Annotated in this window: 22 protein-coding genes; 8 read left to right on the forward strand and 14 right to left on the reverse strand. The window is 63.6% G+C overall.

Going from position 1 to position 23,184, the window contains the following annotated elements; all coding sequences use genetic code 11:
* Nucleotides 1-185: 185 nt before the first annotated feature.
* The 4 genes from catA to antA all read right to left on the reverse strand — a co-directional run bounded on the left by catA (nt 186) and on the right by antA (nt 4,271).
* The gene (catA, locus tag ACODSK_RS21625; protein ID WP_489019025.1) at nt 186-1,094 is read right to left on the reverse strand and encodes a catechol 1,2-dioxygenase; all 909 of its coding nucleotides are present in this window, start codon (nt 1,092-1,094) and stop codon (nt 186-188) included.
* A gap of 257 nt (nt 1,095-1,351) precedes the next feature.
* On the reverse strand, nt 1,352-2,383 hold the full coding sequence (antC, locus tag ACODSK_RS21630) for an anthranilate 1,2-dioxygenase electron transfer component AntC (RefSeq protein ID WP_489019026.1): 1,032 nt from the start codon (nt 2,381-2,383) through the stop codon (nt 1,352-1,354).
* Nucleotides 2,384-2,394: 11 nt separating this feature from the next.
* On the reverse strand, nt 2,395-2,886 hold the full coding sequence (gene antB, locus ACODSK_RS21635; protein ID WP_489019028.1) for an anthranilate 1,2-dioxygenase small subunit: 492 nt from the start codon (nt 2,884-2,886) through the stop codon (nt 2,395-2,397).
* Nucleotides 2,883-4,271 carry an anthranilate 1,2-dioxygenase large subunit gene (gene antA / locus ACODSK_RS21640; RefSeq protein WP_489019029.1) on the reverse strand — a complete coding sequence of 463 codons (1,389 nt, stop codon included), beginning with the start codon at nt 4,269-4,271 and terminating at the stop codon, nt 2,883-2,885. Before antA ends, antB begins: the two co-directional genes overlap by 4 nt.
* A 210-nt stretch (nt 4,272-4,481) precedes the next feature.
* Between antA and ACODSK_RS21645 the strand changes: the two genes are divergently transcribed.
* Nucleotides 4,482-5,447 (forward strand): AraC family transcriptional regulator, encoded by a 966-nt coding sequence (locus ACODSK_RS21645; RefSeq protein ID WP_489019031.1) that lies wholly within the window; start codon nt 4,482-4,484, stop codon nt 5,445-5,447.
* Nucleotides 5,448-5,622: 175 nt separating this feature from the next.
* On the opposite strand, the gene ACODSK_RS21650 is transcribed toward ACODSK_RS21645, so the two are convergent.
* Both ACODSK_RS21650 and ACODSK_RS21655 read right to left on the reverse strand, forming a co-directional pair.
* Nucleotides 5,623-6,648 carry an AraC family transcriptional regulator gene (locus tag ACODSK_RS21650; RefSeq protein ID WP_489019033.1) on the reverse strand — a complete coding sequence of 342 codons (1,026 nt, stop codon included), beginning with the start codon at nt 6,646-6,648 and terminating at the stop codon, nt 5,623-5,625.
* A gap of 246 nt (nt 6,649-6,894) precedes the next feature.
* Nucleotides 6,895-9,147 (reverse strand): TonB-dependent receptor, encoded by a 2,253-nt coding sequence (locus ACODSK_RS21655; protein WP_489019035.1) that lies wholly within the window; start codon nt 9,145-9,147, stop codon nt 6,895-6,897.
* A gap of 268 nt (nt 9,148-9,415) precedes the next feature.
* Here ACODSK_RS21655 and ACODSK_RS21660 point away from each other — a divergent pair, with 268 nt between their 5' ends.
* The 3 genes from ACODSK_RS21660 (at nt 9,416) to ACODSK_RS21670 (ending at nt 13,419) form a co-directional block, all read left to right on the forward strand.
* On the forward strand, nt 9,416-9,943 hold the full coding sequence (locus tag ACODSK_RS21660) for a sigma-70 family RNA polymerase sigma factor (RefSeq protein WP_489019036.1): 528 nt from the start codon (nt 9,416-9,418) through the stop codon (nt 9,941-9,943).
* Nucleotides 9,940-10,881 carry a FecR domain-containing protein gene (locus ACODSK_RS21665; protein ID WP_489019037.1) on the forward strand — a complete coding sequence of 314 codons (942 nt, stop codon included), beginning with the start codon at nt 9,940-9,942 and terminating at the stop codon, nt 10,879-10,881. Before ACODSK_RS21660 ends, ACODSK_RS21665 begins: the two co-directional genes overlap by 4 nt.
* A gap of 99 nt (nt 10,882-10,980) precedes the next feature.
* Nucleotides 10,981-13,419, forward strand: a complete 2,439-nt coding sequence (locus tag ACODSK_RS21670; protein WP_489019039.1) for a TonB-dependent siderophore receptor — start codon at nt 10,981-10,983, stop codon at nt 13,417-13,419.
* A gap of 46 nt (nt 13,420-13,465) precedes the next feature.
* On the opposite strand, the gene ACODSK_RS21675 is transcribed toward ACODSK_RS21670, so the two are convergent.
* The gene (locus ACODSK_RS21675) at nt 13,466-14,404 is read right to left on the reverse strand and encodes a GlxA family transcriptional regulator (protein ID WP_489019040.1); all 939 of its coding nucleotides are present in this window, start codon (nt 14,402-14,404) and stop codon (nt 13,466-13,468) included.
* A 225-nt stretch (nt 14,405-14,629) separates the two neighbouring features.
* Here ACODSK_RS21675 and ACODSK_RS21680 point away from each other — a divergent pair, with 225 nt between their 5' ends.
* Genes ACODSK_RS21680 through ACODSK_RS21690 form a run of 3 tightly spaced genes read left to right on the forward strand, consistent with a single transcriptional unit; the run spans nt 14,630 to nt 16,693 of the window.
* Nucleotides 14,630-15,307 carry a type 1 glutamine amidotransferase domain-containing protein gene (locus ACODSK_RS21680; protein WP_489019042.1) on the forward strand — a complete coding sequence of 226 codons (678 nt, stop codon included), beginning with the start codon at nt 14,630-14,632 and terminating at the stop codon, nt 15,305-15,307.
* 36 nt (nt 15,308-15,343) lie between these two features.
* Nucleotides 15,344-16,393, forward strand: a complete 1,050-nt coding sequence (locus tag ACODSK_RS21685; RefSeq protein WP_489019044.1) for an NADP-dependent oxidoreductase — start codon at nt 15,344-15,346, stop codon at nt 16,391-16,393.
* Nucleotides 16,394-16,693, forward strand: coding sequence for a putative quinol monooxygenase (locus tag ACODSK_RS21690; RefSeq protein WP_489019045.1), 300 nt, complete (start codon nt 16,394-16,396; stop codon nt 16,691-16,693).
* 29 nt (nt 16,694-16,722) lie between these two features.
* Here the strand turns inward: ACODSK_RS21690 and ACODSK_RS21695 are convergent, their stop codons facing one another.
* The 6 genes from ACODSK_RS21695 to ACODSK_RS21720 form a co-directional block, all read right to left on the reverse strand.
* Complete coding sequence (locus tag ACODSK_RS21695; RefSeq protein ID WP_489019046.1) at nt 16,723-17,139, reverse strand: VOC family protein; 417 nt, start codon at nt 17,137-17,139, stop codon at nt 16,723-16,725.
* Nucleotides 17,140-17,363: 224 nt separating this feature from the next.
* Nucleotides 17,364-18,302, reverse strand: coding sequence for a LysR family transcriptional regulator (locus ACODSK_RS21700; protein WP_489019047.1), 939 nt, complete (start codon nt 18,300-18,302; stop codon nt 17,364-17,366).
* 17 nt (nt 18,303-18,319) lie between these two features.
* On the reverse strand, nt 18,320-18,829 hold the full coding sequence (locus ACODSK_RS21705) for a flavin reductase family protein (protein ID WP_489019048.1): 510 nt from the start codon (nt 18,827-18,829) through the stop codon (nt 18,320-18,322).
* 17 nt (nt 18,830-18,846) lie between these two features.
* A complete protein-coding gene (locus tag ACODSK_RS21710) occupies nt 18,847-19,878 on the reverse strand; it encodes a methionine synthase (RefSeq protein ID WP_489019050.1) in 1,032 nt (343 codons plus the stop codon).
* Between the two features lie 28 nt (nt 19,879-19,906).
* Nucleotides 19,907-20,893, reverse strand: coding sequence for a DUF1852 domain-containing protein (locus ACODSK_RS21715; RefSeq protein ID WP_489019052.1), 987 nt, complete (start codon nt 20,891-20,893; stop codon nt 19,907-19,909).
* A 125-nt stretch (nt 20,894-21,018) separates the two neighbouring features.
* The gene (locus tag ACODSK_RS21720; protein ID WP_489019054.1) at nt 21,019-21,732 is read right to left on the reverse strand and encodes a hypothetical protein; all 714 of its coding nucleotides are present in this window, start codon (nt 21,730-21,732) and stop codon (nt 21,019-21,021) included.
* A 336-nt stretch (nt 21,733-22,068) separates the two neighbouring features.
* Here ACODSK_RS21720 and ACODSK_RS21725 point away from each other — a divergent pair, with 336 nt between their 5' ends.
* Nucleotides 22,069-22,590 (forward strand): GNAT family N-acetyltransferase, encoded by a 522-nt coding sequence (locus ACODSK_RS21725; RefSeq protein ID WP_489019055.1) that lies wholly within the window; start codon nt 22,069-22,071, stop codon nt 22,588-22,590.
* Here the strand turns inward: ACODSK_RS21725 and ACODSK_RS21730 are convergent.
* Complete coding sequence (locus tag ACODSK_RS21730) at nt 22,571-23,053, reverse strand: Lrp/AsnC family transcriptional regulator (RefSeq protein WP_489019056.1); 483 nt, start codon at nt 23,051-23,053, stop codon at nt 22,571-22,573. The genes ACODSK_RS21725 and ACODSK_RS21730 overlap by 20 nt on opposite strands.
* Nucleotides 23,054-23,184 lie beyond the last annotated feature (131 nt).

The raw sequence follows: 23,184 nt of genomic DNA on the forward strand, positions 1-23,184 counted from the left end.
AGATCCTGTGGCTTGCCGAGGCCCCTGTGGGAGTCGGCTTGCCGACGATGAGGTCGGACCGGGCAACCTCTTTGTCTTGACCGGCCTCATCGCTGGCAATGCCAGCTCCCACAGGGTCTGTGCTGGACACAGATCCTGTGGCTTGCCGAGATCCCTGTGGGAGTCGGCGTTGCCGACGATGAGGCCTAGGCGCCTTGCACCTGCAACGCCCGTGGCCGCCCGCTGCGCTGCTCATCCCCGGCACTGGCCGCCTGCTGCAGCTGGAAGTCGAAAGTCATATCAGCCCTACCTTCGCGGATCACCACCTCACCCACCAGCCCGTCCCGGGTGGCATGGGCGAAGTCGTCCCACAGGTATTGATCCCCCGACAAATTGATCTGGGTGGTCAGGTGCCGATACCCCGGCGCCGAGATGAAGAAGTGGATATGCGCCGGCCGTTGCCCGTGGCGGCCGAGCTGGTCGAGGCATTCCTGGGTCGGGCCCTGGGGATTGCAGCCATAGCCACTGGGCACGATGCTGCGCGCGCGATAACGGCCCTCGGTGTCGGTGACGATGCGCCGGCGCAGGTTGTACTCGGACTGGCTCTGGTCGAAGTACGAGTAGTTGCCCTTGGTGTTGGCCTGCCACAGGTCGACGATGGCGCCGGCGATCGGCGCGCCGTCCAGGTCCAGCACCCGGCCTTCGAGGAACAGCGGGGTGGCCTGGCCATCCTCGCTGCCGTCGTCCAGCCGCGCCTCGCCCTCGGACAACGGTGCGCCGGCCACGTACAGTGGCCCTTCGATGGTCCGCGGGGTGCCGCCGACCTGGCCGGCCTCGGCGTCGCGGGCGTCGTGGAGCAGGTCGAGGAAGTGCTCCAGGCCCAGCCCGGCCACCAGCAGCCCGGCTTCGTTCTGCCCGCCAAGACGGTTGAGGTAGTCGACGGCGGTCCAGAACTCGTCGTCGCTGATCTGCAACTCCTCGATCAGCCGCGCGGCGTCCTGCAAGACCCGCAGGACGATGCGCTTCATGCGCGGGTTGCCGTCGTCGTTGCGGTAGCCGGCAGCCTGTTCGAAGAACTGCTGTACCTCGGCCTGTTGGGAAATGGCTACGGTCATGGTGTTTGCCTCTCTTGTTGTGATTGTTCGGGGTTCAACGTCGTATGGGTCTGCACATCTCTGGTGTGGTGCAGCGCGGACCCTGTGGGAGCGGCTTTAGCCGCGAACGGCGGCGTAGCCGTCGTAAAACCTGAGTCCCATGTTTGTCTGACACACCGAGGGCACAGCTTTTATGGCCGCTTCGCGCCCATTCGCGGCTAACAGCCGCTCCCACAGGTACGCGGCGTCCTGTCGTTTCGTGGGTTAGATATCCATGGTCAACGTCGGGTAGCGCTTTGCAGGAATTTCTCGGCGTAGATCTGCACCCCGTCCGGGGTCTGTTCGGCGACCCAGCCTTTCACCGCCTCGACCATCGGCGGCGGGCCGCACAGGTACATGTCGAACGGCGTGGCAGCCAGGCGTTCGCGGTCGAAGTGCTCGTGGATATAGCCGCGGCGGCCGTTCCAGTCGGCGCCGGGCTGGCTGATCACCGGGGTGAACTCGAAGCCGGGCAGGCGTTGGCCGAGGGCTTCCAGGCGGGCCATCTCGCACAGGTCGGCCTCCTGGTTGACGCCGTAGAACAACTGGATCGGATAGGCGCAGTCGCCACGCTCGGCAATCTCGTCGAGCATGCCGAGGAAAGCCGACAGCCCGGTGCCACCAGCCACCATCACCAGCGGCCGTTCCACTTGCCGCAGGTAGAAACTGCCCAGCGGCGCCTCCAGCTGCATTTCCATGCCCGGCTTGCACTGCTCGCGGAGGAAATTGCTCATCACCCCGTCCGGCAGCAGGCGGATCAGGAACTGCAACTGGTTGCCGGGGTTGGGCCGGTTGGCGAAGGAGTAGGCGCGCCATTGGTCGGTGCCGGGCACCTGTAGCCGGGCGTACTGGCCGGGCAGGAAGTGCAGGGTGTCCGGCTGCTCGCCGGCATCCAGGTGCAGGATTGCTGTGCTGGCCGAAACCAGCTCGACCCCGGTCACCTGGCTGCGCAGCAGCAACGGCTCGCCGGCATGGCAGTGGCTGGAGTCGTGGTCGAAATAGAAGGTCGCGTCGGACTGCACCCGGGTCTGGCAGGCGAGCACCTTGCGCTCGGCCAGGTCGCGGGCGCTGAGGGCTTCGTCGTCGACGTATTCCTGTTCATAGCGGCCGGCCTCGCAGCGGCCCTGGCAGGTGCCGCAGACGCCTTCGCGGCAGTCCAGCGGCAGGCTGATGCCCTGGCGCAGCGCGGCATCGAGCAGCAGCTCGGCGGGTTTGACGGTGATGAAGAAGGTCTTGCCGTCGGCAAAGCTGAGGGCAACGTTGTGGGTCATGGCGGCGGCCCTCAGAGGTGGTAGAAGTCGAGCACGGAGTCGATGGTGTCGTTGAGCAGCAGCACATGCTTGCGGCGGATGCGGAAGTCCTCGCCGACCTGGCGCAGGCGGTAGGTGGCATGGCCGAAGAAGTTGCCGTGGGCACCCTGGCGGGCGTACAGGGTGTGCCAGGCCACCTTGGCTTCGTACTCGCCGTCACCCAGCTCGCGGACCCGCAGGTTAGTGACCTGGTGCAGGGTGCGGGGCAGTGGCGTGGACGCGGCCGACTTGCCGGTGCGCAGGCGGAACACCCGGTCTTCCAGGCCGGAGCGGTCGGCGTAGTAGATGTACGACAGGCCCTGGTCCGGGTCTTCGACATAGCGGTGCTCGCTGATCCACTGCGGCAGGTGGTACTCGCTGTCGGCGTCGAACAGCTCCAGGTAGGCGTCCCAGTCCTGGGCGTCGCACAGTTCGGCCTTGCGGATCAGGAATTGTTCGATGGCGTAGTGCAGGGCGCTGTTCATGCCTGGACCTCCTTGGGTTGCAAGGCGCGGCGGGCCAGGCCTTCGAGCAGCAGGCGCTGCCAGGTGCCGTGCTGGTTGACGTAGAGCCCTTCGTGGGTGAATTCGCTACCGGTCAGGACCGGACGAATGCCCAGTGCCTCGCTGTTGGCGGTGATGCCGTCGACCCAGCGGTGCTGGCCGCGGGAAATATCGCTCCAGCGCTCAAGGCGCGCCTGGAAGCCGCGCTGCTGCTCGCGGAACTCCACCAGGTCGTCCGGCGTGCCCATGCCCGAGACGTTGAAGAAATCCTCGAACTGGCGGATGCGGTTGCGCCGGTCGGCGGCCGACTCGCCCTTGACCCCGATGCACTGGCTGATCACCTCGGTCTTGTTCCATGCGACCGGGCGGACGATGCGCAACTGCGAGCTGATCTGGTCCATGAAGAACAGGCTGGGGTAGATGTTCAGGTTGCGCAGGCGGTGCATCATCCACTCGGCGCGGACCTGGCCGTATTCCTCCACCAGGCGCGGCATGACGCTGGCATAGCCGGGGCGCACGGTGGGGTTGGGCATGTCGCTGAACAGCAGGCTGTGGCCGTTGTTGAAGCTGAACCAGCCGTCGTCGGTCTCGGCATCGCCGGCGCCGAGCTTGCTGTAGTCGAGGGTGCTGCCAGCGCCGCCTTTTTCCGCGTTGACCTGCTGGCGGTGCTGCACCGTGGACACGTAGTTGTAGTGCACGGTGGACACGTGGTAACCGTCCAGGCCGTTCTCGTTTTGCAGCTTCCAGTTGCCGTCGTAGGTGTAGGCCGACTTGCCCGGCAGCACTTCGAGTTCACCGGTGGGCGACTGGGCGACCATCATGTCGAAGAAGATCCGTGCATCGCCGAGGAAGTCTTCCAGCGAGTCGCTGGCCTGGCTGTCGAGGCTGATGAAGACGAAGCCCTTGTAGCTCTGGATCCGCGCCTTGCGCAGGCCGCGGGTGGCCTTGTCGAAGCCTTCCGGGTACTCGCCGGGGGCCTTGACCTTGACCAGGCGGCCGTCGCTTTTGTAGCACCAGGCATGGAACGGGCAGGTGAAGGTCGACTGGTTGCCCGAACCCTGGCGGGTCAGGGTGGCGCCACGGTGCTGGCAGGCGTTGATCAGCGCATGCAACTCGCCGTTGCCGTCGCGGGTGATGATCATCGGCTGGCGGCCGGCGCGCATGGTCATGAAGTCGTTGGGCTGGGCGATTTCGCTTTCGTGGCAGGCGTAGATCCACTGCTTCTCGAAGATCAGCTCCATCTCCAGGTCGAACAGTTCCGGCTCGGTGAAGATATCGCGGGCGATCCGGTAGACCCCCTCGACGGGGCGGAAATCCAGGCAACCCTGGATGTAGTCTTGCCATTGGCTCAGGCTGCGGGCACTCATCAGGCGGTCCTCGTTGTTGGGATTCTGTGCCGGATTGAAGCGCTGGCGGCGGGGGCGCTCTAGCCACTTAGTGGGCGTTGATCAGCCATTTCTTGCGCCGTTGCAGCCGGCGGATGGGACGAGGACAAATAGCTGCACAAAATGGATAGTGGCGAGGCCATGTCGCCCCGGACAATCGAGGCACGCCACCGCATAGAAGGGAGAGGTCCCATGCACGCTGCCACCCTGGACAACCGCTGCGCCGAACTGGGCCAGGCCCAGCAATGGATGAGCGAGATCTGCGGCCCGCACCAGTTGCGCTCGCGCCACCCCGAGCAGCTCTGCTTCAGCCACCTGGGCACGCGCCTGCCGGCCCTGGGTACGGTGCTCGGGCGCATTGCCTACGGCACGGCGGTGAGTATCGATATCCGCTCTCTCGACGCCTACAGCATCAGCCTGCCGTTGCGCGGCCGCCAGCGCCTGCGCAGTGGCCGGGCCCAGGTGCGTTCCGACGTGGCCTGCGGCCTGGTGGTGTCACCCCAGGAGGCGCACTCGCTGGAGCTGGGCGGCGACTGCGAAAAGCTCCAGGTGGTGATCCGTCGCCAGGCCCTGGAGGAGGTGGCCGAGGCGCTGTTGCAGCGGCCGCTGGGCGAGCCGATCCGCTTTCGCGCGGAGATGGACACCGGGTGTGCGGTGGTGGCGGCCTGGTGGTCGAGCATACGCCAGGTGCTCGACCACTGGCCGCAGATGAGTGCGCTGTATGGCCAGCCACGCCTGGCCCGGGACATGGAGAGCTTGCTGATCCGCGGCCTGCTGCTGGCCCAGCCGAGCAACTACACGGCGGAGCTGGAGCGGGGCGGGCAGGAGCGTTTTCCCGAGTACCTGGTGCGGGCCCGGCAGTTTCTCCACGAGCATGCCCGCGAGGTGTTGCGGCTGGAGGATGTCGAGCAGGTGGCGGGGGTCTCGCGGGAGAAACTCTATGATGCGTTTCGTCGTCATCATGGGTTGACGCCGATGGCCTATCTCAAGCATCACCGGCTCAGCGCAGCACGCAGTGCCCTGTTGAATTGCGGCGCCTCGGCCAGCGTCTCCAGCGTGGCGCTGGAGTGGGGGTTCGGGCATCTGGGGCGGTTTGCCAGTGACTATCGCAAGGTGTTTGGCGAGTCGCCGTCGGCTACTTTGGCGCGGGTGCGGTGAGGTATCGACAGACTGCTGTGCAGACACCGTGGGAGCGAGCTTGTCGGAGCGCCGAACCGTCGCGAAGGGCCGCGTTGCGGCCCCAAAACCATCCAGCACACATCCTTGGGGACCGCTGTGCGGTCCTTCGCGAGCAAGCTCGCTCCCACGAGTCCATTGTCAAGCAGCCGCCGTCTCAAGAAGCCCGAAACCGCCGCGTCGCCGACGGCAATTCCCCATACCGCCGCTTGTACTCCTGGGCAAACCGCCCCAAATGGGCAAAGCCCCATTTGAACGCCACATCGGTCACCGACGCCTGCTCGTTACGGGTCAGTTCCTCGTGCACCTGCTCCAGGCGCAGTTCGCGCAGGTAGGCCATCGGGCTGGTGTTGCGGAAGCTGCGGAAACCGGCGAACAGGGTACGCACGCTGACCCCGGCCTGCTCGGCCAGCGATTCGACGCTGAGTGGCTCGTGCAGGTGTTCGCGGATATAGGCCTCGGTGCGCTTGATGAAGTACGGCGAGATGTTCTTTTCCGCCGGGCGGTCGAGGTTGTCCAGGGCGCTATGGGGCTGCCCATACAGCAGTGAATTGAGCAGCGCCGATTCGAACTGCTTGAGCACCAGCGGCTGGTGCAACGGGTGCTCGGCGCTGCCGAGGGCATTGACCAGGGTGTTGAGCAACTGCAGGAAGTAGGCGGCGCCGGCCCGGGAGAAGTCCAGGCGCGGGTCGAACTGCGGCAGGCGCTGGCTGGCCTGGGGGATGTGCTGGCGGCAGTGGTAGGCCATGTCGGCCTGCTCGATGCGCAAGGTCAGTTGCGGCGCGCCGGCCTGCCAGCGCATGCGCGCGGGCAGGGTGGGCGATAGCAGCGACGCCACATGGGGCGACGAGTCGAATTCGACACCCTCGCAGCGGATGTTCGCGCCGCCGTGGATGGGAATCTGGATCAGGTAGAAATCCTCCAGCCGCCCGGGGTCGATATCCACCTCGGTGGCGTATTCCAGGCGGCCCAGCGACAGGCCGCCGCGCGCCACATGGTGCATGCTCGCCGCCACCGTTTCGCCGCTGCGCACGGCGGTCAGGTCATGAGGCTTGAAGATCCGCCCGACACTGCTGCGCACGCTGTCGAGGTCGTAATGCAGGAACAACAGGTTCTGCTCGGCGAAAAGTTCCAGTTCGCTGAAGCACGCACCGCTCACAAGGCTTGGTTCGTTGGAGATCATTGTCACCTCTCGTTACACAGGCGATCAGGGCTGCACCGTTCTGGCCCGGGGTGACTGCAGTTGGCGGATGGCCGCTGCAGTATCCGGATAACGCCAGGGCGGCAGTGTGATCCTTGGTGCCGATCACCGTCGGCTTGCCTGTAACAGAGCAAGGAACAGACCAATCTGTATGTTGATCGTCTGGCACTTGCCGAAAAGAAGAAGGGCCGCAAAGCGGCCCTGGTGACGAGAGAGGAGCAGAAAGCTTCAGAAATCGACCGAAGCGCTCACCGAAAGCGTGCGTGGCGCGCCCAGTACCAGGTAGTTCGACCCCGGATAGCCGCCGGTGGAAGCCCAGTAGTCGCGACCGGCCACGTTATCCAGGCGCGCCCGCAGGGTCACATCCTTGTCGTCGACCTTGAAGCCATAGCGCGCACCGAGGTCCAGGCGGGTCCAGGACGGGATGTCGAGGTTGTTGTCGTTGTTGACGTACTGACGGCTGGTGTAGACCACGCGGCTGGTCAGGGTCAGGCCATCGATGCCTGGCACATCCCACTCGCCGCCGATATTGGCCTGGGTCCTGGGTACGCCGATCGGTTCGTTGCCATCGTTTTCGCCGTTCTGGGTCTTGGTCAGTTCGGCATCCAGCAGCGTTACCCCGCCCAGCAGGCGGACACCCTGCATCGGCTCGCCGAACAGTGACAACTCGACGCCCCGGTTACGTTGCTCGCCGCCGTCCTTGAACACCTGGTCCTCGACGATGCCCACCGGCTTGCGCGTCTCGAACACCGCAAGGCTGCCGCCGAGGCCGCCACCGTCGTACTTCAGGCCGATCTCGGTCTGCTTGGCGACGTAGGGGGCCAGCGATGCGCCGGCGTTGAGTACGGGGGCCGTCGAGCCGTCAGGCAGGGTGGTGGTGGCGCCGGCGGTATCGCCCTTGGTCAGGCCTTCGATGTAGTTGGCATACACCGAGAACTGCTCGTTGAGCTGATACACCACACCGGCGACCGGGGTGGTTTCGTAGCGGTTGTACTTCGAGGTCTTGTCGCCGGTGTTGTAGTCGTAGCCGGTCACGTCCATGCCCTGGCGGCGGGCGCCCAGGGTGACCAGCAACTGGTCGTCGAAGAAGCCCAGGGTGTCGGCGATGGCGAGACTTTGCGTGTGGGTCCGGGCGGTGATGTGCGGGTCGGACATGGAGCCGCTGAAGCTGACGTTGTCCGGCTTGGCAACATCGACAGGATCGTAGAGATCGCCGGCGAATCCGCTGAAGTTACCGGCCCAGGCGTTGCGGTCCTTGGTGTCGTACATCGACCCGGAAACCACCCACTGATGGGAAACCGGACCGGTCTGCAGGTCGAAGCGCATGCCCACTTCGCCGGTGGTCACGGTTTCTTCGCGGTAGTTGTCGAAGCGGCTCGAACTGGTCACGCCCGCGCCGTTGGAGGAGGGGTTGGCCAGCACGTTCTTTTCCTCGCCCTTGCGCATGCCGATGGCTGCCCAGGTGGTCACGGCGTCCGACAGGTCGTATTCCGCGCGGAAGGTGCCAAAGGTCTGCTTCTCTTTCGAGTAGGTCCAGGATTGGCCGTAGTTCTTGTCCGCATCCGGCGCGCTGGGCACCGCGCCGGTCGGGGTGACGCTCGGCAGCGGGTTGTCGATGAAGTGGTACTGGTGGCCGATATCGGCAGACAGGCGCAGGCGATCGCCCTGGTAATCGAGGCCGAGGGCGAACATGTCCAGGTTGCGATCCTGGTCGTCCACCGAGGTTTCGCCGCCGCGCTTGGCCGCGTTGACCCGCACGCCGAAGCGGTCTTCCTCGCCAAAACGGCGTGCCACATCCGCCGCGACGGTACCGAAGCCGTTGTTTTCCGCACCCACGGTCAGTCGGGTGAGTGGCTCGTTCGGCGCACGCTTGGGCAGGATGTTGATCGCCCCGCCGATCCCGGTGCCGCCTGGTGCTGCGCCATTGAGGAAGGCGCTGGCGCCGCGGAATACTTCCACCCGCTCGATGAACTCGGAGGCCACGTACTGACGGGGCAGCAGTCCGTACAGGCCGTTGTAGGCGATGTCATCGGAGAACAGCGGGAAGCCGCGCATCATGTACAGCTCCTGGAAGTTGCCGAAGCCACGGGCGATGCGCACCGACGGGTCGTTCTGCAGGATGTCCGCGACGCTGTGGGCCTGCTGGTCCTGGATCAGCTGGTTGGTGTAGGAGGTGGAGGTGAACGGCGTCTCCATGTAGTCCTTGTTGCCCAGGATCCCGACCCGCCCGCCACGGGCCACCTGGCCGCCCTCGTACTCCGGCGTCAGGCCGTCCCGCGAGGCGTCGGCGCTGGCCGAGATCGAGGTCTGCTGCAATTCCAGCACGGTACCCTGGTCGCTGGCGGACCCAGTCGGTTGCGCCTCCTGCGCCGGCACAGGCGAGGGCGTTTGCGCCACGGCAAGCGGAGAAGCGAAGCTCGCGATCAGGCCGATGGGTAGCCAGACGGACTTCAAGGTGTTGTTGCGGGGAAAGTTGGGCATGTGCGGGCCTGCTGGATGGTGATAGGAGCGTCTTGGGCCAAAGGAGCTTGGCCGGAGAAGCATGGCCAAACAGTAGCATGATAGCGAACAAGAATGATTCGCTATATGTTTTATGGTCTTCCCCGACGAAGGGCTGTCGGCGAGGGCGCAGGCTGGAAGTGCGACCAGGCAGCGTCGAAGCTCGGTTCCTTTGCTCGTTGCAAAGCTTTGTCACAACCCTATAATTGCGATCAATTCTTATCCGCACTTTCCACTCAGGAACATCCAGGTGTCCTACACGCCGCCGCCCGCATCCTCTCCCGGTGAAGACATGCACGCCCTGTATCGCGACCACAGCCAATGGTTGCAGGGCTGGATCCGTCGGCGCCTGGGGGATGCCGAGCATGCCGCCGATATCACCCAGGACACCTTCCTGCGCCTGATCAGCAGCGCGTTGCGCCAGCCCCTGGCGGAGCCCCGCAGCTTCCTGGCCACGGTGGCGCGGCGGGTGATGATCGACCAGTTGCGTCGGCGCAACCTGGAGCAGGCGTACCTGGAATTCCTCGCCAGCCAGCCGTTGCTCGAGGAGTGTTCGCCCGAGCAACGCCTGCTGATGCTGGAAACCTTGATGCAACTGAACACCATGCTCGATGGACTGGGTCGCAACGTGCGCGACACCTTCCTCTACGTGCAACTGGATGGTCTGACCTATCCGGAGGTGGCACAGCGTCTCGGCGTGTCGGTCAGTTCGGTAACCAAGTACATGGCCAAGGCGACGGAGCGCTGCCTGTTGTTCGCCTTCGATGCGCAGCTATGAACCCTTCGGCGCAACGCCAGGCCCTGCGCGAGGCGGCGCAGTGGCATGCGCGTTTTCACGGCGCCCCTGACTGCGCTGAAACCCGCAGGCAGTGGCAAGCCTGGCTCGACCAATCCCCGGTGCACGGCTGGGCCTGGTCGCGTCTGCAGCAGTTACAGGCCGGTCTGCTTGGCGTACCCGGTCCGCTGGCGCGCCACGCCCTCGCAGCAGGGCAGATCGAGCCTGGACGGCGTAGCGTGCTCAAGGGGCTGGTGCTCGGTCTAGGCGTGGCGGGGGTGGCCTGGACCGGCTACCGCGAGTCGCCGCTGTGGCTGGCCGATATGCGCACGGCCACGGGGGAGCGGCGCAGCCTGACCCTCGACGATGGCACGCTGCTGACCCTCAATACCGCGTCTGCCGTCGATATCCGCTACAGCGTCGAGCAGCGCCTGATCGTCCTGGTCGAGGGTGAGATCGCCGTCGTCAGCGGCCACGACCCGCGCCCGCTGCGGGTACGCACGGTGCATGGCGACATGCGCGCCCTGGGCACCCAGTTCACCGTGCGCCTGCATGCCGAACGCACCGAGCTGAGCGTGATCGAGCATGCCGTTGCGGTGCGCAATGCGGCTAGCGATCGTGAGGTGCGGGTCGACGCCGGAATGGCCCTGGCCTTCGACAATGACACGCTGGCCGCGCCGCATCCGGCCGACCTGTCCCGCACGGCATGGCGCGAGGGGCAACTGGTGCTCGACGGTTGGCCGTTGCGCCGCGCCCTGGAGGAACTCCAGCGCTACCGTCCGGGCGTGTTGAGTTGCAGCGACGACGTGGCCGGGCTGCGCCTGGCAGGGGTGTATCCGCTGGACGACACCGACCGCGCCCTGGCGGCGATTGCCCAAGCGCTGAAGCTCAAGGTCAATAGCTGGACGCGCTTCTGGGTCAGGCTCACCCCGGCCGGCTGAAGCACCGCGTGAAAAAAAGTCAGTGGCGCATTGTCGGATTGGCCGTTCTCGTTCGAGCTCTCCTGAAAACCGCCCAAACAGGCATTTGAAGGAGCTGTCATGCCTAGAACGACAATCTGCCCACTCCCACGCCGAAAACACCTCACGCCGCTGCTGCTCGGCAGCGCCATCGTCCTGCATGGCGCGCTGCTGGCGCCGCTGTGGGCGCCGTACGCCCAGGCCCATGCCGAGCAGGCCGGTCGCGTCTACGACATCGCCCCCGGCACCCTGGTGATGACCTTGAACCGTTTTGCCCGCGAGTCCGGGGTGCTGCTGTCGTTCGACGCGGCGCTGACCGAGGGCCGGTACAGCCGCGGCTTGCAAGGCCGCTTCAGCGTCGAACAGGGCTTTGCCCAACTGTTGGCCGACAGTGGACTGGAGGCCATGCAGGCAGGCGACAACTGGGTGATCGCGCCCCGCACCGAGGCCGGTTCGACGCTGCAACTGGGCGCTACCAGCATTACCGGTGAGAGCCTGGGCATGACCACCGAAGGAACCGGCTCCTACACCACGGGCCTCACCAGCACGGCAACACGCCTGGGGCTGTCGCTGCGTGAAACACCGCAGTCCGTCAGCGTCGTCAGCCGGCAACAGATGGACGATCAGAACATGCAGTCCCTGGAGGACGTTGCCAAGGCAGCCACAGGGATCAGCACGGTCAAGGGGTTCGGTACGGAGCGACCGCTTTACTACTCGCGAGGATTCCTGGTCGACGACCTGCAGTTCGATGGCTTGCCGAGCAGCGTCACGGAAAGCTTTTCGATGGACGTCATGTCCGTGAACAACATGGCCATGTATGACCGGGTGGAGATTGTTCGAGGCGCGAACGGCCTGATGCAGGGCGCCGGTAATCCGTCTGCGGCGATCAACATGGTGCGCAAGCGACCGACCCGTGATTACCAGCTCAAGGCGGAAATAGGCGCCGGGTCGTGGGACAACTACCGCACCCAGCTCGACGTCGGCGGCCCGCTGAACGCAGAGGGCACCCTGCGTGGCCGAACGGTGCTGATGTACAACAACCGCAATAGCTACCAGGACTACGCTGACAAGGATAACCAGCTGTTCTACGCCATCGGCGAAGCCGATCTCAGTGACGCCACCACGGTGACGCTGGGGGCGTCGTTCCAGAAGGACAATAACGGCGGATACGACTGGGGCGGTTTGCCGACCCACCTGGATGGCAGCCCTTACAACTTCTCGCGTTCCACATCGTTCGCTGGAAAGTGGGCCTACCTGGACAAGATCAACCGCAACCTGTTCGCCGATATCAAGCACAGCTTCAACGAGGACTGGAACCTCACCGTCGCCACCAACCTGATCTGGTCCAATGCCGACTTTCTTGCCCAGGTCGGCTATCACACCTACGCCACTGATTCGACCCTGCAGTACTGGCCCAACAGCGCCCGTTACGATGACGAGCAGATCAATCTCGATGCCGCGCTCAACGGCGCATTCACCCTGTTCGGGCAGAAACATGAACTGGTGATCGGCACGAACATGCGGCGCGACCGGCTGCAGTACGTCACCGGTTCGGCCAGCGTGAACCCTACGGTCGACATTCTCGACTTCGACACCTCGACATTCCCGAAACCGCAGATAGTCGGCGCCCTGACGCCCAGCCGGCATGTGCGCAAGGACAAGGGAATCTACGCCGCCACTCGCCTCAACCCGCGGGATGACCTGCACGTCATTCTCGGCAGCCGCTTGAGCTGGGTCGACTACGACACTCAAGGCCCGTGGGAGACCGACCGCTTCAAGGAAAACCGCAAGGTGATTCCCTACGGCGGCGTCGTCTATGACGTCAATGACAACACCTCGGTCTACGCCAGCTACACCGAGATCTACAAGATGCAAAGCAACTACAGCGTCGACAACAAGCTGCTGGAGCCGACGACGGGCAGCAACTACGAAGTCGGTGTGAAAAACGAGCTGTTCGACGGCAGGTTGAATACGGCCCTGGCGCTCTTCCAGGTGGACCAGAGCGGACTGCCCCAGGTGGTTCCCGAGGCTGGACGCGTATGCGGGCCAGCGCGCAACGCGCGCTGCTATGTCGAGGGTGCCAAGGTGCGAAACCGCGGGTTCGATGCCGAGGTTTCCGGCGAGCTGACGCCTGGTTGGAATGCTTCGATGGGGTACACCTACAGTCATCCGAAATACGTGGCAGGGACGAAAAAGGGGGACACCTACGGCACGGAGAATTCGCCGCAGCGACTGTTCAAGGCCGCCACCACCTACCAGTTGCCAGGCGAGCTGGAGCAATGGCGAGTGGGTACCAGCTTCTACCATCAGAGCAAGCTGTACCTGAACAATCTCTCGCAGAGCGCCTACAACCTGGTAGACCTGAACGCCAACTACCGAATCGATCGGAACCTGAGCGTGCAGTTGAACCTCAACAACGTTTTTGACGAGAAGTACTACACGGCGATTTTCAGTGAGGACACCGGAAACTATTACGGCGAACCACGCAATTTCGCTGTCACCCTGCGTTATCAGAACTAGTCAGCGACGGCTTTGGGGTGGCCTCGACGGACGTCTGTCCATCGCCTCAGACGCTGGCAGCCGCCCCCTTGCGCAGGGCTTGCGGCGCTTTGCCAAAGGCCCTGAGGAACGCCTGGCGCAGGCGTTCACGGTCGCCGAAGCCGGTTTCGTGGGCGATCACTTCCAGCGGGTGGTGACTGGTTTCCAGCAGCACCCGCGCGGCTTCCACCCTGAGCTTCTCGACGCCTTTGGCCGGGGTTTCGCCGGTCTGCTCGCGAAACACCCGGCTGAATTGCCGCGGGCTGAGCCGCGCCACCTCGGCCAGTGCTTCTACCGACAGGTTGCTGCGCAGGTTCTCGCGGGCGTAGGCCAGGGCCAGTTGTATCCGGTCGGAGCGGGGCTCCAGCGCCAGCAGCGCCGAGCATTGCGGGTGCTCGCCGCTGCGCCGTTCGGACATCACCAGCTTGTGCGCGACCTGGCGTGCCAGGTCGCGGCCCAGGTCGTTTTCGACCATCGCCAGTGCCATGTCGGTGCCGGCGCTCATGCCGGCCCCGGTCCAGACCTGGCCATCGACAACGAACAGGCGGTTATCCTCCAGCGCGATATCCGGGTAGCGCTTGTTGAACGCTGGCGCGTGCAGCCAATGGGTGGTGGCGCGACGGCCGGCCAGCAGGCCCGCTTCGGCCAGCACGAAGATGCCGGTGCACAGCGCCGCCACGCGGCGGGAGTCCGCGGCCGCCTTGGCCAGGCAGTGCAGCAGGCCTGGCGGGGGCGTTTCCACCTCAAGGAAACCGCTAATGATCAGTGTGTCGTAAGCACCGGACTGCATGGGCTGGGTCTCGACGGCAAACCCCTCGGATGACATCACCAGCCCGCCGCTCTGCGACACCAGGGAAAAGCGATAGGCCGCCTCGCCGCGCAGCAGGTTGGCGCATTCGAACACCGAGCCCAGCGACAGGCACATCGACTGGAAATGAGGATGGACGATCAGCGCAACGTGGTGCATGGCAAAGGCTCCGGTGGATAGGCGCGTGATTGTTCGCTCAACCGGCGTGGTTGGCAAATCCGCTGTACAGGGCAGGTGCCGCCTGGCCGAAATCATGGCGTATTTGACATTGTTGCCGCTTATCCCGGGGCCTAGCATTCACGCCAGGCAAGACGCAGGGACCAGGCCGCATGTGCCTGCCTTGTTGCAACCCCTTTGACGACACATCCTCCGGAGAACAGCCCCATGAACCTGCTGATGGTTTTGACTTCGCACGACTCACTGGGCAATACCGGTGAAAAGACCGGCTTCTGGCTGGAAGAGTTCGCTGCTCCCTACTACGTGCTGATCGACGCTGGCGCCAAGGTTACCGTGGCCTCGCCGGCCGGCGGCCAGCCGCCCCTCGACCCGAAGAGCGAACTGCCCGACTTCCAGACCGACATGACCCGGCGCTTCAACGCCGACAGCGCCGCGCAACAGGTGCTGGCCAACAGTGTGCGCCTGGATACGCTCACCGTGGATCAGTTCGATGGCGTCTTCTACCCCGGTGGCCATGGTCCGTTGTGGGACCTGGCCGAGTCGCCGGTGTCGATTGCCCTGATCGAAGCCTTCGAGCGTGCCGGCAAACCGATTGCCTTCGTCTGCCACGCCCCTGGCGTGCTGCGCCATGTGCGTGCCGCCGATGGTTCGCCGCTGGTTCAGGGCCGGCGGGTGACCGGCTTCAGCAACAGCGAGGAAGCCGCGGTGCAACTGACCGATGTGGTGCCGTTCCTGATCGAAGACGAGTTCAAGGCCCTCGGTGCGCAGTACGAGAAAACTGCGGACTGGAACCCCCTCACCGTGGTCGACGGACACCTGATCACCGGGCAGAACCCGGCCAGCTCCGAAGGCGTTGCCCAAGCCCTGTTGCAGCAGTTGGGCTAGGTCTTCTCCATCAGCACTCATTCGAAGGAATTGCATATGCCGCAACAACCGACCATCAACCGCCGCCTGGTCCTCGCTTCGCGCCCCCACGGCGCGCCGACCGAGGCCAATTTCCGCCTTGAAGAGACCCCGGTGCCGCAGCCCGGCCCTGGCCAGGTGCTGCTGCGCACGGTGTACCAGTCGCTCGATCCCTACATGCGTGGCCGCATGAGTGACGCGCCGTCCTACGCGCCGCCTGTGGCACTGGGCGGGGTGATGGTGGCTGGCACTGTCAGCCGCGTCGTGACCTCCCATCACCCCGACTACGCCGTGGGCGACTGGGTGCTTTCGCAAAACGGCTGGCAGGACTACGCCGTGGCGGACGCCAGCGGCCTGATGAACCTGGGCGCCGCGCCGCAGCACCCGTCCTACGCCCTGGGCGTGCTGGGCATGCCCGGCTTCACCGCCTACATGGGCCTGCTCGACATCGGCCAGCCGCAAGCCGGGGAAACCCTGGTGGTGGCCGCGGCCACCGGGCCGGTGGGGGCGACCGTCGGGCAGATCGGCAAGATCAAGGGCTGCCGCGTGGTAGGTGTGGCCGGTGGTGCCGAGAAGTGCCGCCATGCGCTCGAGGTGCTGGGCTTCGATGCCTGCCTCGATCACCATGCGCCCGACTTCGCCGAGCAGTTGGCCCAGGCCTGCCCGCAGGGGATCGACGTGTACTACGAAAACGTCGGCGGCAAGGTGTTCGACGCAGTGTTCCCGCTGCTCAACGCCAAGGCGCGGGTGCCGGTGTGCGGGATCATCGCCCATTACAACGACACCGCCTTGCCGGCCGGTCCCGACCGCCTGCCGCAACTGATGGGCACCCTGCTGCGCAAGCGCATCCGCATGCAGGGCTTCATCATCTTCGACGACTACGGCCAGCACTTTCCTGCGTTCCTTCAGCAGATGTCGCAATGGCTCGCCGAGGGCCGAATTCATTACCGCGAGGAGCTGGTCGATGGCCTGGAGCATGCGCCGCAGGCGTTTATCGGCCTGCTGCGGGGGGAGAACTTCGGCAAGCTGGTGATCCGTGTCGGTAGCGATGAATTGGAGGGTGTGTAAATGACTGAGTCGATCGTGGTGGTAGCGGTACTCAAGGCCCATGAGGGCCAGGCCGAAGCCCTGGAAAAAGTGCTGCGCGCCTGCGTGGAACCGTCGAACGCGGAGGCCGGTTGCCTGGCCTATGCCCTGCACCGTAGCCAGGATGAGCCGGGTCGCTTTGTATTTGTCGAACGCTGGGCCGACATGGCGGCCATCGAGTTGCATCGGCAGATGCCGCATTACCTGGCGATGGCGCAGCAGGCCGAAGGCCTGGTGAGCGAGCGCCAGGTGCATCTGCTGGACGATATCAGCCACCTGTGACCCGGCAGGCCTGGACTGTCGATCGTGGATCAGCCCTGGTGGGACGGTCCTTTCAACTCGACCTGGTTGCCATCGGGGTCGAAGCAGTAGATCGACAGTCCTTCGCCCTCGGCACCATATCGGCTGGCTGCCTTTTCCGCCTTGACCCCGGCCGCGTGCAGAAAGGCAAGAATGCGTTCTTCATCGAACGGCGCAATGCGCAGGCAGAAGTGGTCGAGGTTGCGGTGCCCGGGATCGGCCAGGCCACCCCCCTGAAGCCCCAGCGGACCTCGCGCATCCACCAGGTCGATCATCGCTGTGCCCGCGCCCAGGTGGATCATGCCGAGGTCGTCGCGGCGTTTCCTGATTGGGCACCCCAGGGTCCGGGTATAGAAGTCCAGGCTGGCCTGCATGTCTTCGACACGCAGGACGATGTGATCCAGGTGCACGATTTCAAACGGGTTCATGGCTGTCTCCTGCTGGAGATCAACAGATCTCGGTGTCGGCTGGTTTGAACTGCGCTTGTCTGCCAGCTTACGGCGGATTCTTGCATGTATCGCTGAACAATCAGGGACGATAGGACAAATTTGCGAAGCCTCAAGCGGGAAGTTTGACTGAATCGGTTCGAAGTGCATGAGTTCGTCGGGTCGAGCCTGCGCGGACCCAAGCACTGGAACTCGCTCGGCGCGACTCAAATACGGGTCGATGTGTGCTGCAACACCACATTGACCCCCTCCAGCGTGGTAAAGGAAATGTCCTTGGCGGTGAGCAGAAAGTCGCTCATATACGCCACCTCAAGCATGTCACTGCGTACCGCCGCATACAGCGTGGCCTGCAACCCTTGCTCGCCCAGGCGCCTGGCAAGTACATAGCCGCGCGAGGTGTATTCATGCACCGCCCAGTTCGGCAGGCTGCACACCCCTCGGCCGCTGGCCACCAGTTGCATCATCATCACGGTCATTTCCGCGGTGCGGACCTGGGCCGGTTCGATATCGGCCGGGTCGAGGAAGCGGGTGAAGATGTCCAGGCGGTCGCGCTCGATCGGGTAGGTGATCAGGGTCTGGCTGGCGAGGTCGGCAGGTTCCAGCCAGGGCTTTTCGCGCAGGGCATGGTGCTTGTCGATGGCCAGCAGGGCCTCGTATTCGAACAGCGGTACGTAGGTGATCCCCGGCAGTTGCACCGGGTCGGAGGTCACCACCAGGTCGAGGTCGCCGCGCTCCAGGGCCGGCAGCGGGGCGAACGCCAGGCCCGAGGCCAGGTCCAGTTCGACCTCCGGCCAGTTTCCGCGAAATTCGTCGAGGGAGGGCATCAGCCACTGGTAGCAACTGTGGCACTCGATGGCGATATGCAGCCGGTCGGCGCTGCCGCCCGCCAGTTTGTTCAGGTTGCGTTCCGTCGTGCGGATCAGCGGCAGTACCTGGTCGGCCAGTTGCAGCAGCTTGAGCCCGGCAGTGGTGAAACGCACCGGCTTGGACTTGCGCACGAACACCGGCATGCCAAGGCGATGCTCCAGTTCGCGGAACTGATGGGACAGCGCCGACTGGGTCAGGTGCAGGCGTTGCGCGGCGTCCGGCAGGCTGTCCGTTTCCCGCAGGGCGTGGAGGGTGCGCAGGTGTCTCAAATCGATCATGGGAAGAGGGCAAGCACTCAAACTGCGGCAGGCGCGGCGAGGTTGCAATATTGTCCTTTGAAATACAGCAAGGGTTGCGTGGTCGCAGGTTCCTGGGGGTTCAGCGCTTTCACTTCGCCAATCACGATCAGGTGATCGCCGGCAGCGTGCTCGGCGTGGATCTCGCAATCCAGCCAATGCAGGCTGCCGGCAATGACCGGATTGCCCAGGGGCGAAGTGTGCCAATGGACCCCCTGCCACTTGTCCGTGCCGCGCCGGGCGAACTGGTTGGAAATACCGACCTGTCCGCCCGAAAGGATGTTGACCGCGAACCGACCCGCCTGGCGGATGGCCGGGTAGCTGGCCGAACTGCACATCACGCTGAACGACACCAGCGGCGGGTTCACCGACACGCTGTAGAACGACTGGCAGGTGAAACCGACCGGCTGGCCATCGATCAGCGAGGTGATCACCGTGATACCGGACGCGTAGTGCCCGAGCGCTTCGCGAAAGCGCGATGGCTCGATGGCCGTGCTGGAAAGTGGCATGTGAGGTCCTGAGGTCTTCAATTGGCCGCGAGTTCTCGGCGGACGATTTCCGCGCCGGCACTCAAGGCTTTCAGCTTGCCGCTGGCAACCCGGCGGGGCAGGGGGGCCATGCCGCAGTTGGTGCAGGGGTAGAGCTTGTCGGCATCGACGAACTGCAGAGCCTTGCGCAGGGTGTTGGCCACTTCCTCGGGCGTCTCGATAGCGTGGTTCGCCACGTCGATGGCGCCGACCATCACTTTCTTGCCGCGGATCAATTCGATCAGGTCCATGGGCACGTGGGAGTTGTGGCACTCCAGCGAGATGATATCGATGCTGGATTGCTGCAACTTGGGGAAGGCCTCTTCGTATTGCCGCCATTCCGACCCCAGGGTCTTCTTCCAGTCGGTGTTGGCCTTGATCCCATAGCCGTAGCAGATATGCACGGCGGTTTCGCACTTGAGGCCTTCGATGGCTCGTTCCAGGGTGGCAACGCCCCAGTCATTCAATTCATCGAAGAACACATTGAAGGCGGGTTCATCGAACTGAATGATATCGACGCCGGCCGCCTCCAGTTCCCTGGCTTCCTCGTTGAGGATCTTGGCGAATTCCCGTGCCAGTTTTTCGCGGCTTTTGTAGTGGCTGTCGTACAGCGTATCGATCATGGTCATCGGGCCGGGCAGGGCCCATTTGATCGGCTGGTCGGTTTGCTGGCGCAGGAATTTGGCATCCTCGACGAACACCGGTTTTTGCCGGGCCACGGCGCCCACTACCGTCGGCACGCTGGCATCGTAGCGATCACGGATCCTGACGGTTTCCCGCTTTTCGAAATCGACACCGCTCAGATGTTCGATGAAGGTGGTCACGAAGTGTTGGCGGGTCTGTTCGCCATCACTGACGATATCGATGCCGGCCTGTTGCTGTTCTTGCAAGGACAAGCGCAGCGCATCCTGCTTGCCGTCGATAAGCTCCTGGTCTTGCAGTTTCCAGGGGGACCAGAGGGTTTCCGGCTGGGCGAGCCAGGACGGCTTCGGCAAACTTCCGGCAGTCGAAGTGGGTAACAGCTTTTTCACGAAGGCATACCTTGTATTTTCTGGTTGATCAGGCGGCGTAGCGGGCAGACCACTGCTCAAGAAACGCGTGGTGCGGCTTGATGAAGTGTTCCTCGACGAACTTTCCTTGCTCGATCGCCAGCCGACTGCGTTCCTCGCGGTCATAGACGATGCGGGTCAGCGAGTAGTCCTGATGCTGCAGGCTGGGCTGGTAGGACTTGCCCGCCCCGGAATTGGCGTTGTAGATCTCGGGCCGGTAGATCTTCTGGAAGGTATCCATGGTGCTGATGGTGCTGATCAGCTCCAGGTTGCTGTAGTCACTCAGCAAATCGCCGGAGAAATAGAACGCCAACGGCGCCACGCTGTTTGGCGGCATGAAGTAGCGAACTTTCAGGCCCATCTTCGCGAAATACTCGTCGGTCAGGGAGTATTCATCCTGCTGGTATTCGAAGCCCAATACCGGGTGCTGGTTTTCCGTCCGGTGATAGGTCTTGCTGCTGGAGACGCTCAGGCAGATGACCGGTGGTTTGTCGAAGTGCTGTTTATACGTGTTGGAGTTGACGAAGCACTTGAACAACTTGCCATGCAGTTCGCCAAAGTGTTCAGGCGTGCTGAAAGTCGATTGATCCTTGTTGTGTCCCAACAGCAATACGCTGAAATCGTAGTCACGCACGTAGGACGAGAAGTTGTTTCCGACCATGCCGGCGATGCGCTCGCCGGTTTGTTTATCGATGATGCTGGTCTTCAGTATTTCGATCAGGGGCAGGGCGTTGTCGCTGCTCCCGGCATCGATGTCCATTTCGACGGAAATGATTGCCAGTTCGACGCTGTAGCGATCGCCTTTGGGGTTGTCCCAATAGGCCAGGGCATTGAAGCGGTTATCGATCATGCTCAGGGTGTTGCGCAGGTTTTCCTGGCGGCGCGTGCCCCTCGCCAGATTGGCGAAGTTGGTGGTGAGGCGGGTGTTTTCCGCCGGGTGATAGTGTTCGTCGAAGCGAATGCTCTTGATGGAAAACTTGAGGTCGTCATGAGTCATGGTTGGGATTCCGCTCGAATTTCAATAAGCCCTGTAATGGGGCGTATTTTAGGTTTGGCGGTTGCAGCGGCGGAACTGAATTGAATTCACAGGGGCTTTAGTTGTGTTCATGACGTCGATGGCAATCAATCACGCTCCTTGCTCACCAGTTCCCGGGCGTACTGCAACAGCCATTCCCGGGTCGCGGCATCGACGCCGGTCTTCTGTACCTGATGATCGATATCGTTGGAGACCCAGGACAGCGAGGTATGGCTGTTACCGTTGCTGTCCCGGAAGCCATGCATGATGCCGCGGATGCCGTTTATATCGACGTTCTTCTGTTCCCTGATAACGATCTTGCGCATCCCGTAGAAGGTCGTGTCCCAGGTCAATACGTCACCGTCCGGGCAGTTGAAGATGCGAACGAAGCCGGCGTACTGGCTGGTTTTGCGGTTGTACATCCCGTTGGCCACGGTCCCGAGCAGTTGGCAGGCGCTGGTCGCGTCGAGGTCCACGGGTTTGACCATGAGTGACGAGTAATCATTCAGGATCCGGCTCTTATCGAGCGTGCGCTCCATCTGCGCATTCTCGACTTCGTAGACATGCTCCTTGGGATAGGCGACCAGCGTTTCTGCCGCTTTGGCGTTGTAGCGAGGCCGCTCGATCTTCGTGCGGTCGCCATTGGCCGCGTCGAGCTTGCGGATGTACTCGCGCACGGCGCGGCCAAGGTTCTGGGTGCTGCCCTCGGGAAGGTCGTGAATCGAGATTTCGACATAGCCCGTCCTGACTGGCCTGGCCGGTTCGGCCGCGTGCAGGTTCAGGGCGATTGCGGGCAGGGTAATCAGCAGCAACTTCTTCATAAATCCCTCATGATCGGTCGATTGTGGCGTCCACCACGTTTGTATGACGTGTCAGGCTGGGGAATTTTCAGGAGCGCAGAGCATGGGTTTCTACACATCTCAATCAGGCGCAACACGGCCATTGTGCGGCTGTTAGCCGCGATTACGATGGTGGGATCACCGACGCCATCGCGGCGGTCCGGCGTTCCGGTAAACCCGCTCCCACAGGGTCCGCGCCGCTCTTAAGCCTGTTCTCTGCGCGACAGCGCAGCCTGAAAGGCTGGGCGGACTCCCACAGTTCCCGCTAGACGCAGGCCCGCCGCGATGGCGTTGATGAATTCACAGAGGAGAGCGGCAATGGAAAGGAAAATTCGTCTGACGACGACCGACGACTGGCAGCGCTTGAAGCAAGTGCGGCTAGCAGCGTTGCTGGATGCGCCGAAAGCTTTTGGGGTCAGCCACGAAACCGCCAGTCGCTACACGGATGAACAATGGCAGGAGCGGGCGTCATCGAGGGGGACGGCGTTCTGGCTAGCCTTCGTCGAGGGCCGGGCGGTGGGGATGGTCGGTGCGGCACTCGGCGAGGCAGGGCGCTTCAACCTGATCGGCTTGTGGCTGGAACCGGATGCCCGGGGATACGGACTGGCGGCGTGCCTCGTTTCGGCGGTCAAGACGCGGGCGGTGGAGCAGGGCCATGAACAGGTCTTTCTCGATGTCGCGCCGGAGAATCTGCACGCGGTGAGGCTGTACCAGCAGCAGGGCTTCGTCTTCCTGGATGAGTGGGAGGCGCTGGAGAGTCATCCGCAGGTCAAGGTGCGGGGGATGATGTGGGTAGCCCCCTCGCTCCAGGCCGGCCCGTTCAATCAGGCAAATGATTGAGTGGCAGCGGACTCTGCGCCTTGACCGTCTGAATGGCGAAGTTGCTGCGGATATCACTGACCCCGGGCAACTTGAGCAGGGTGCCGGTGAGAAAGCGCTCGTAGCCGCGCAGGTCCGGCACCACCACATGCAGCAGGAAATCCGATTCGCCTGATACCAGAAAAGCCGAGATGACTTCCGGCAGTGCCAGCACCGCTTCACGGAAACGCTCGGCTTCCGTTTCGTGATGGCGCTCGACCTTGATGCCGACGAACACCGTCAGCCCAAGCCCGACCTCATCGGGGTTGAGGCTCGCCCGATAGCCATTGATCACCCCCGCTTCCTCCAGATGACGCACGCGCCGCAGGCAAGGTGAGGCCGACAGGCCGATCTCGTCTGCCAGTTGCACGTTGGTCAGGCGGCCGTCGCGCTGCAGAGCGGCGAGGATGCGGCGATCGTAGGCGTCCAGTTTTGGTTTTGGCATGTTCGACCTTATGGGTTCTGGTTATTGGCAGAATGTGCCAACTATAGGCTTCTTATGGGTCGAATAGGCAAGCACCTGCCCTGGCCTCCGGCCTTAGACTTCTGTTCTGCACTCACTCGACTGGAGTACCG

The sequence above is a fragment of the Pseudomonas sp. FG98 genome, from assembly GCF_057808595.1.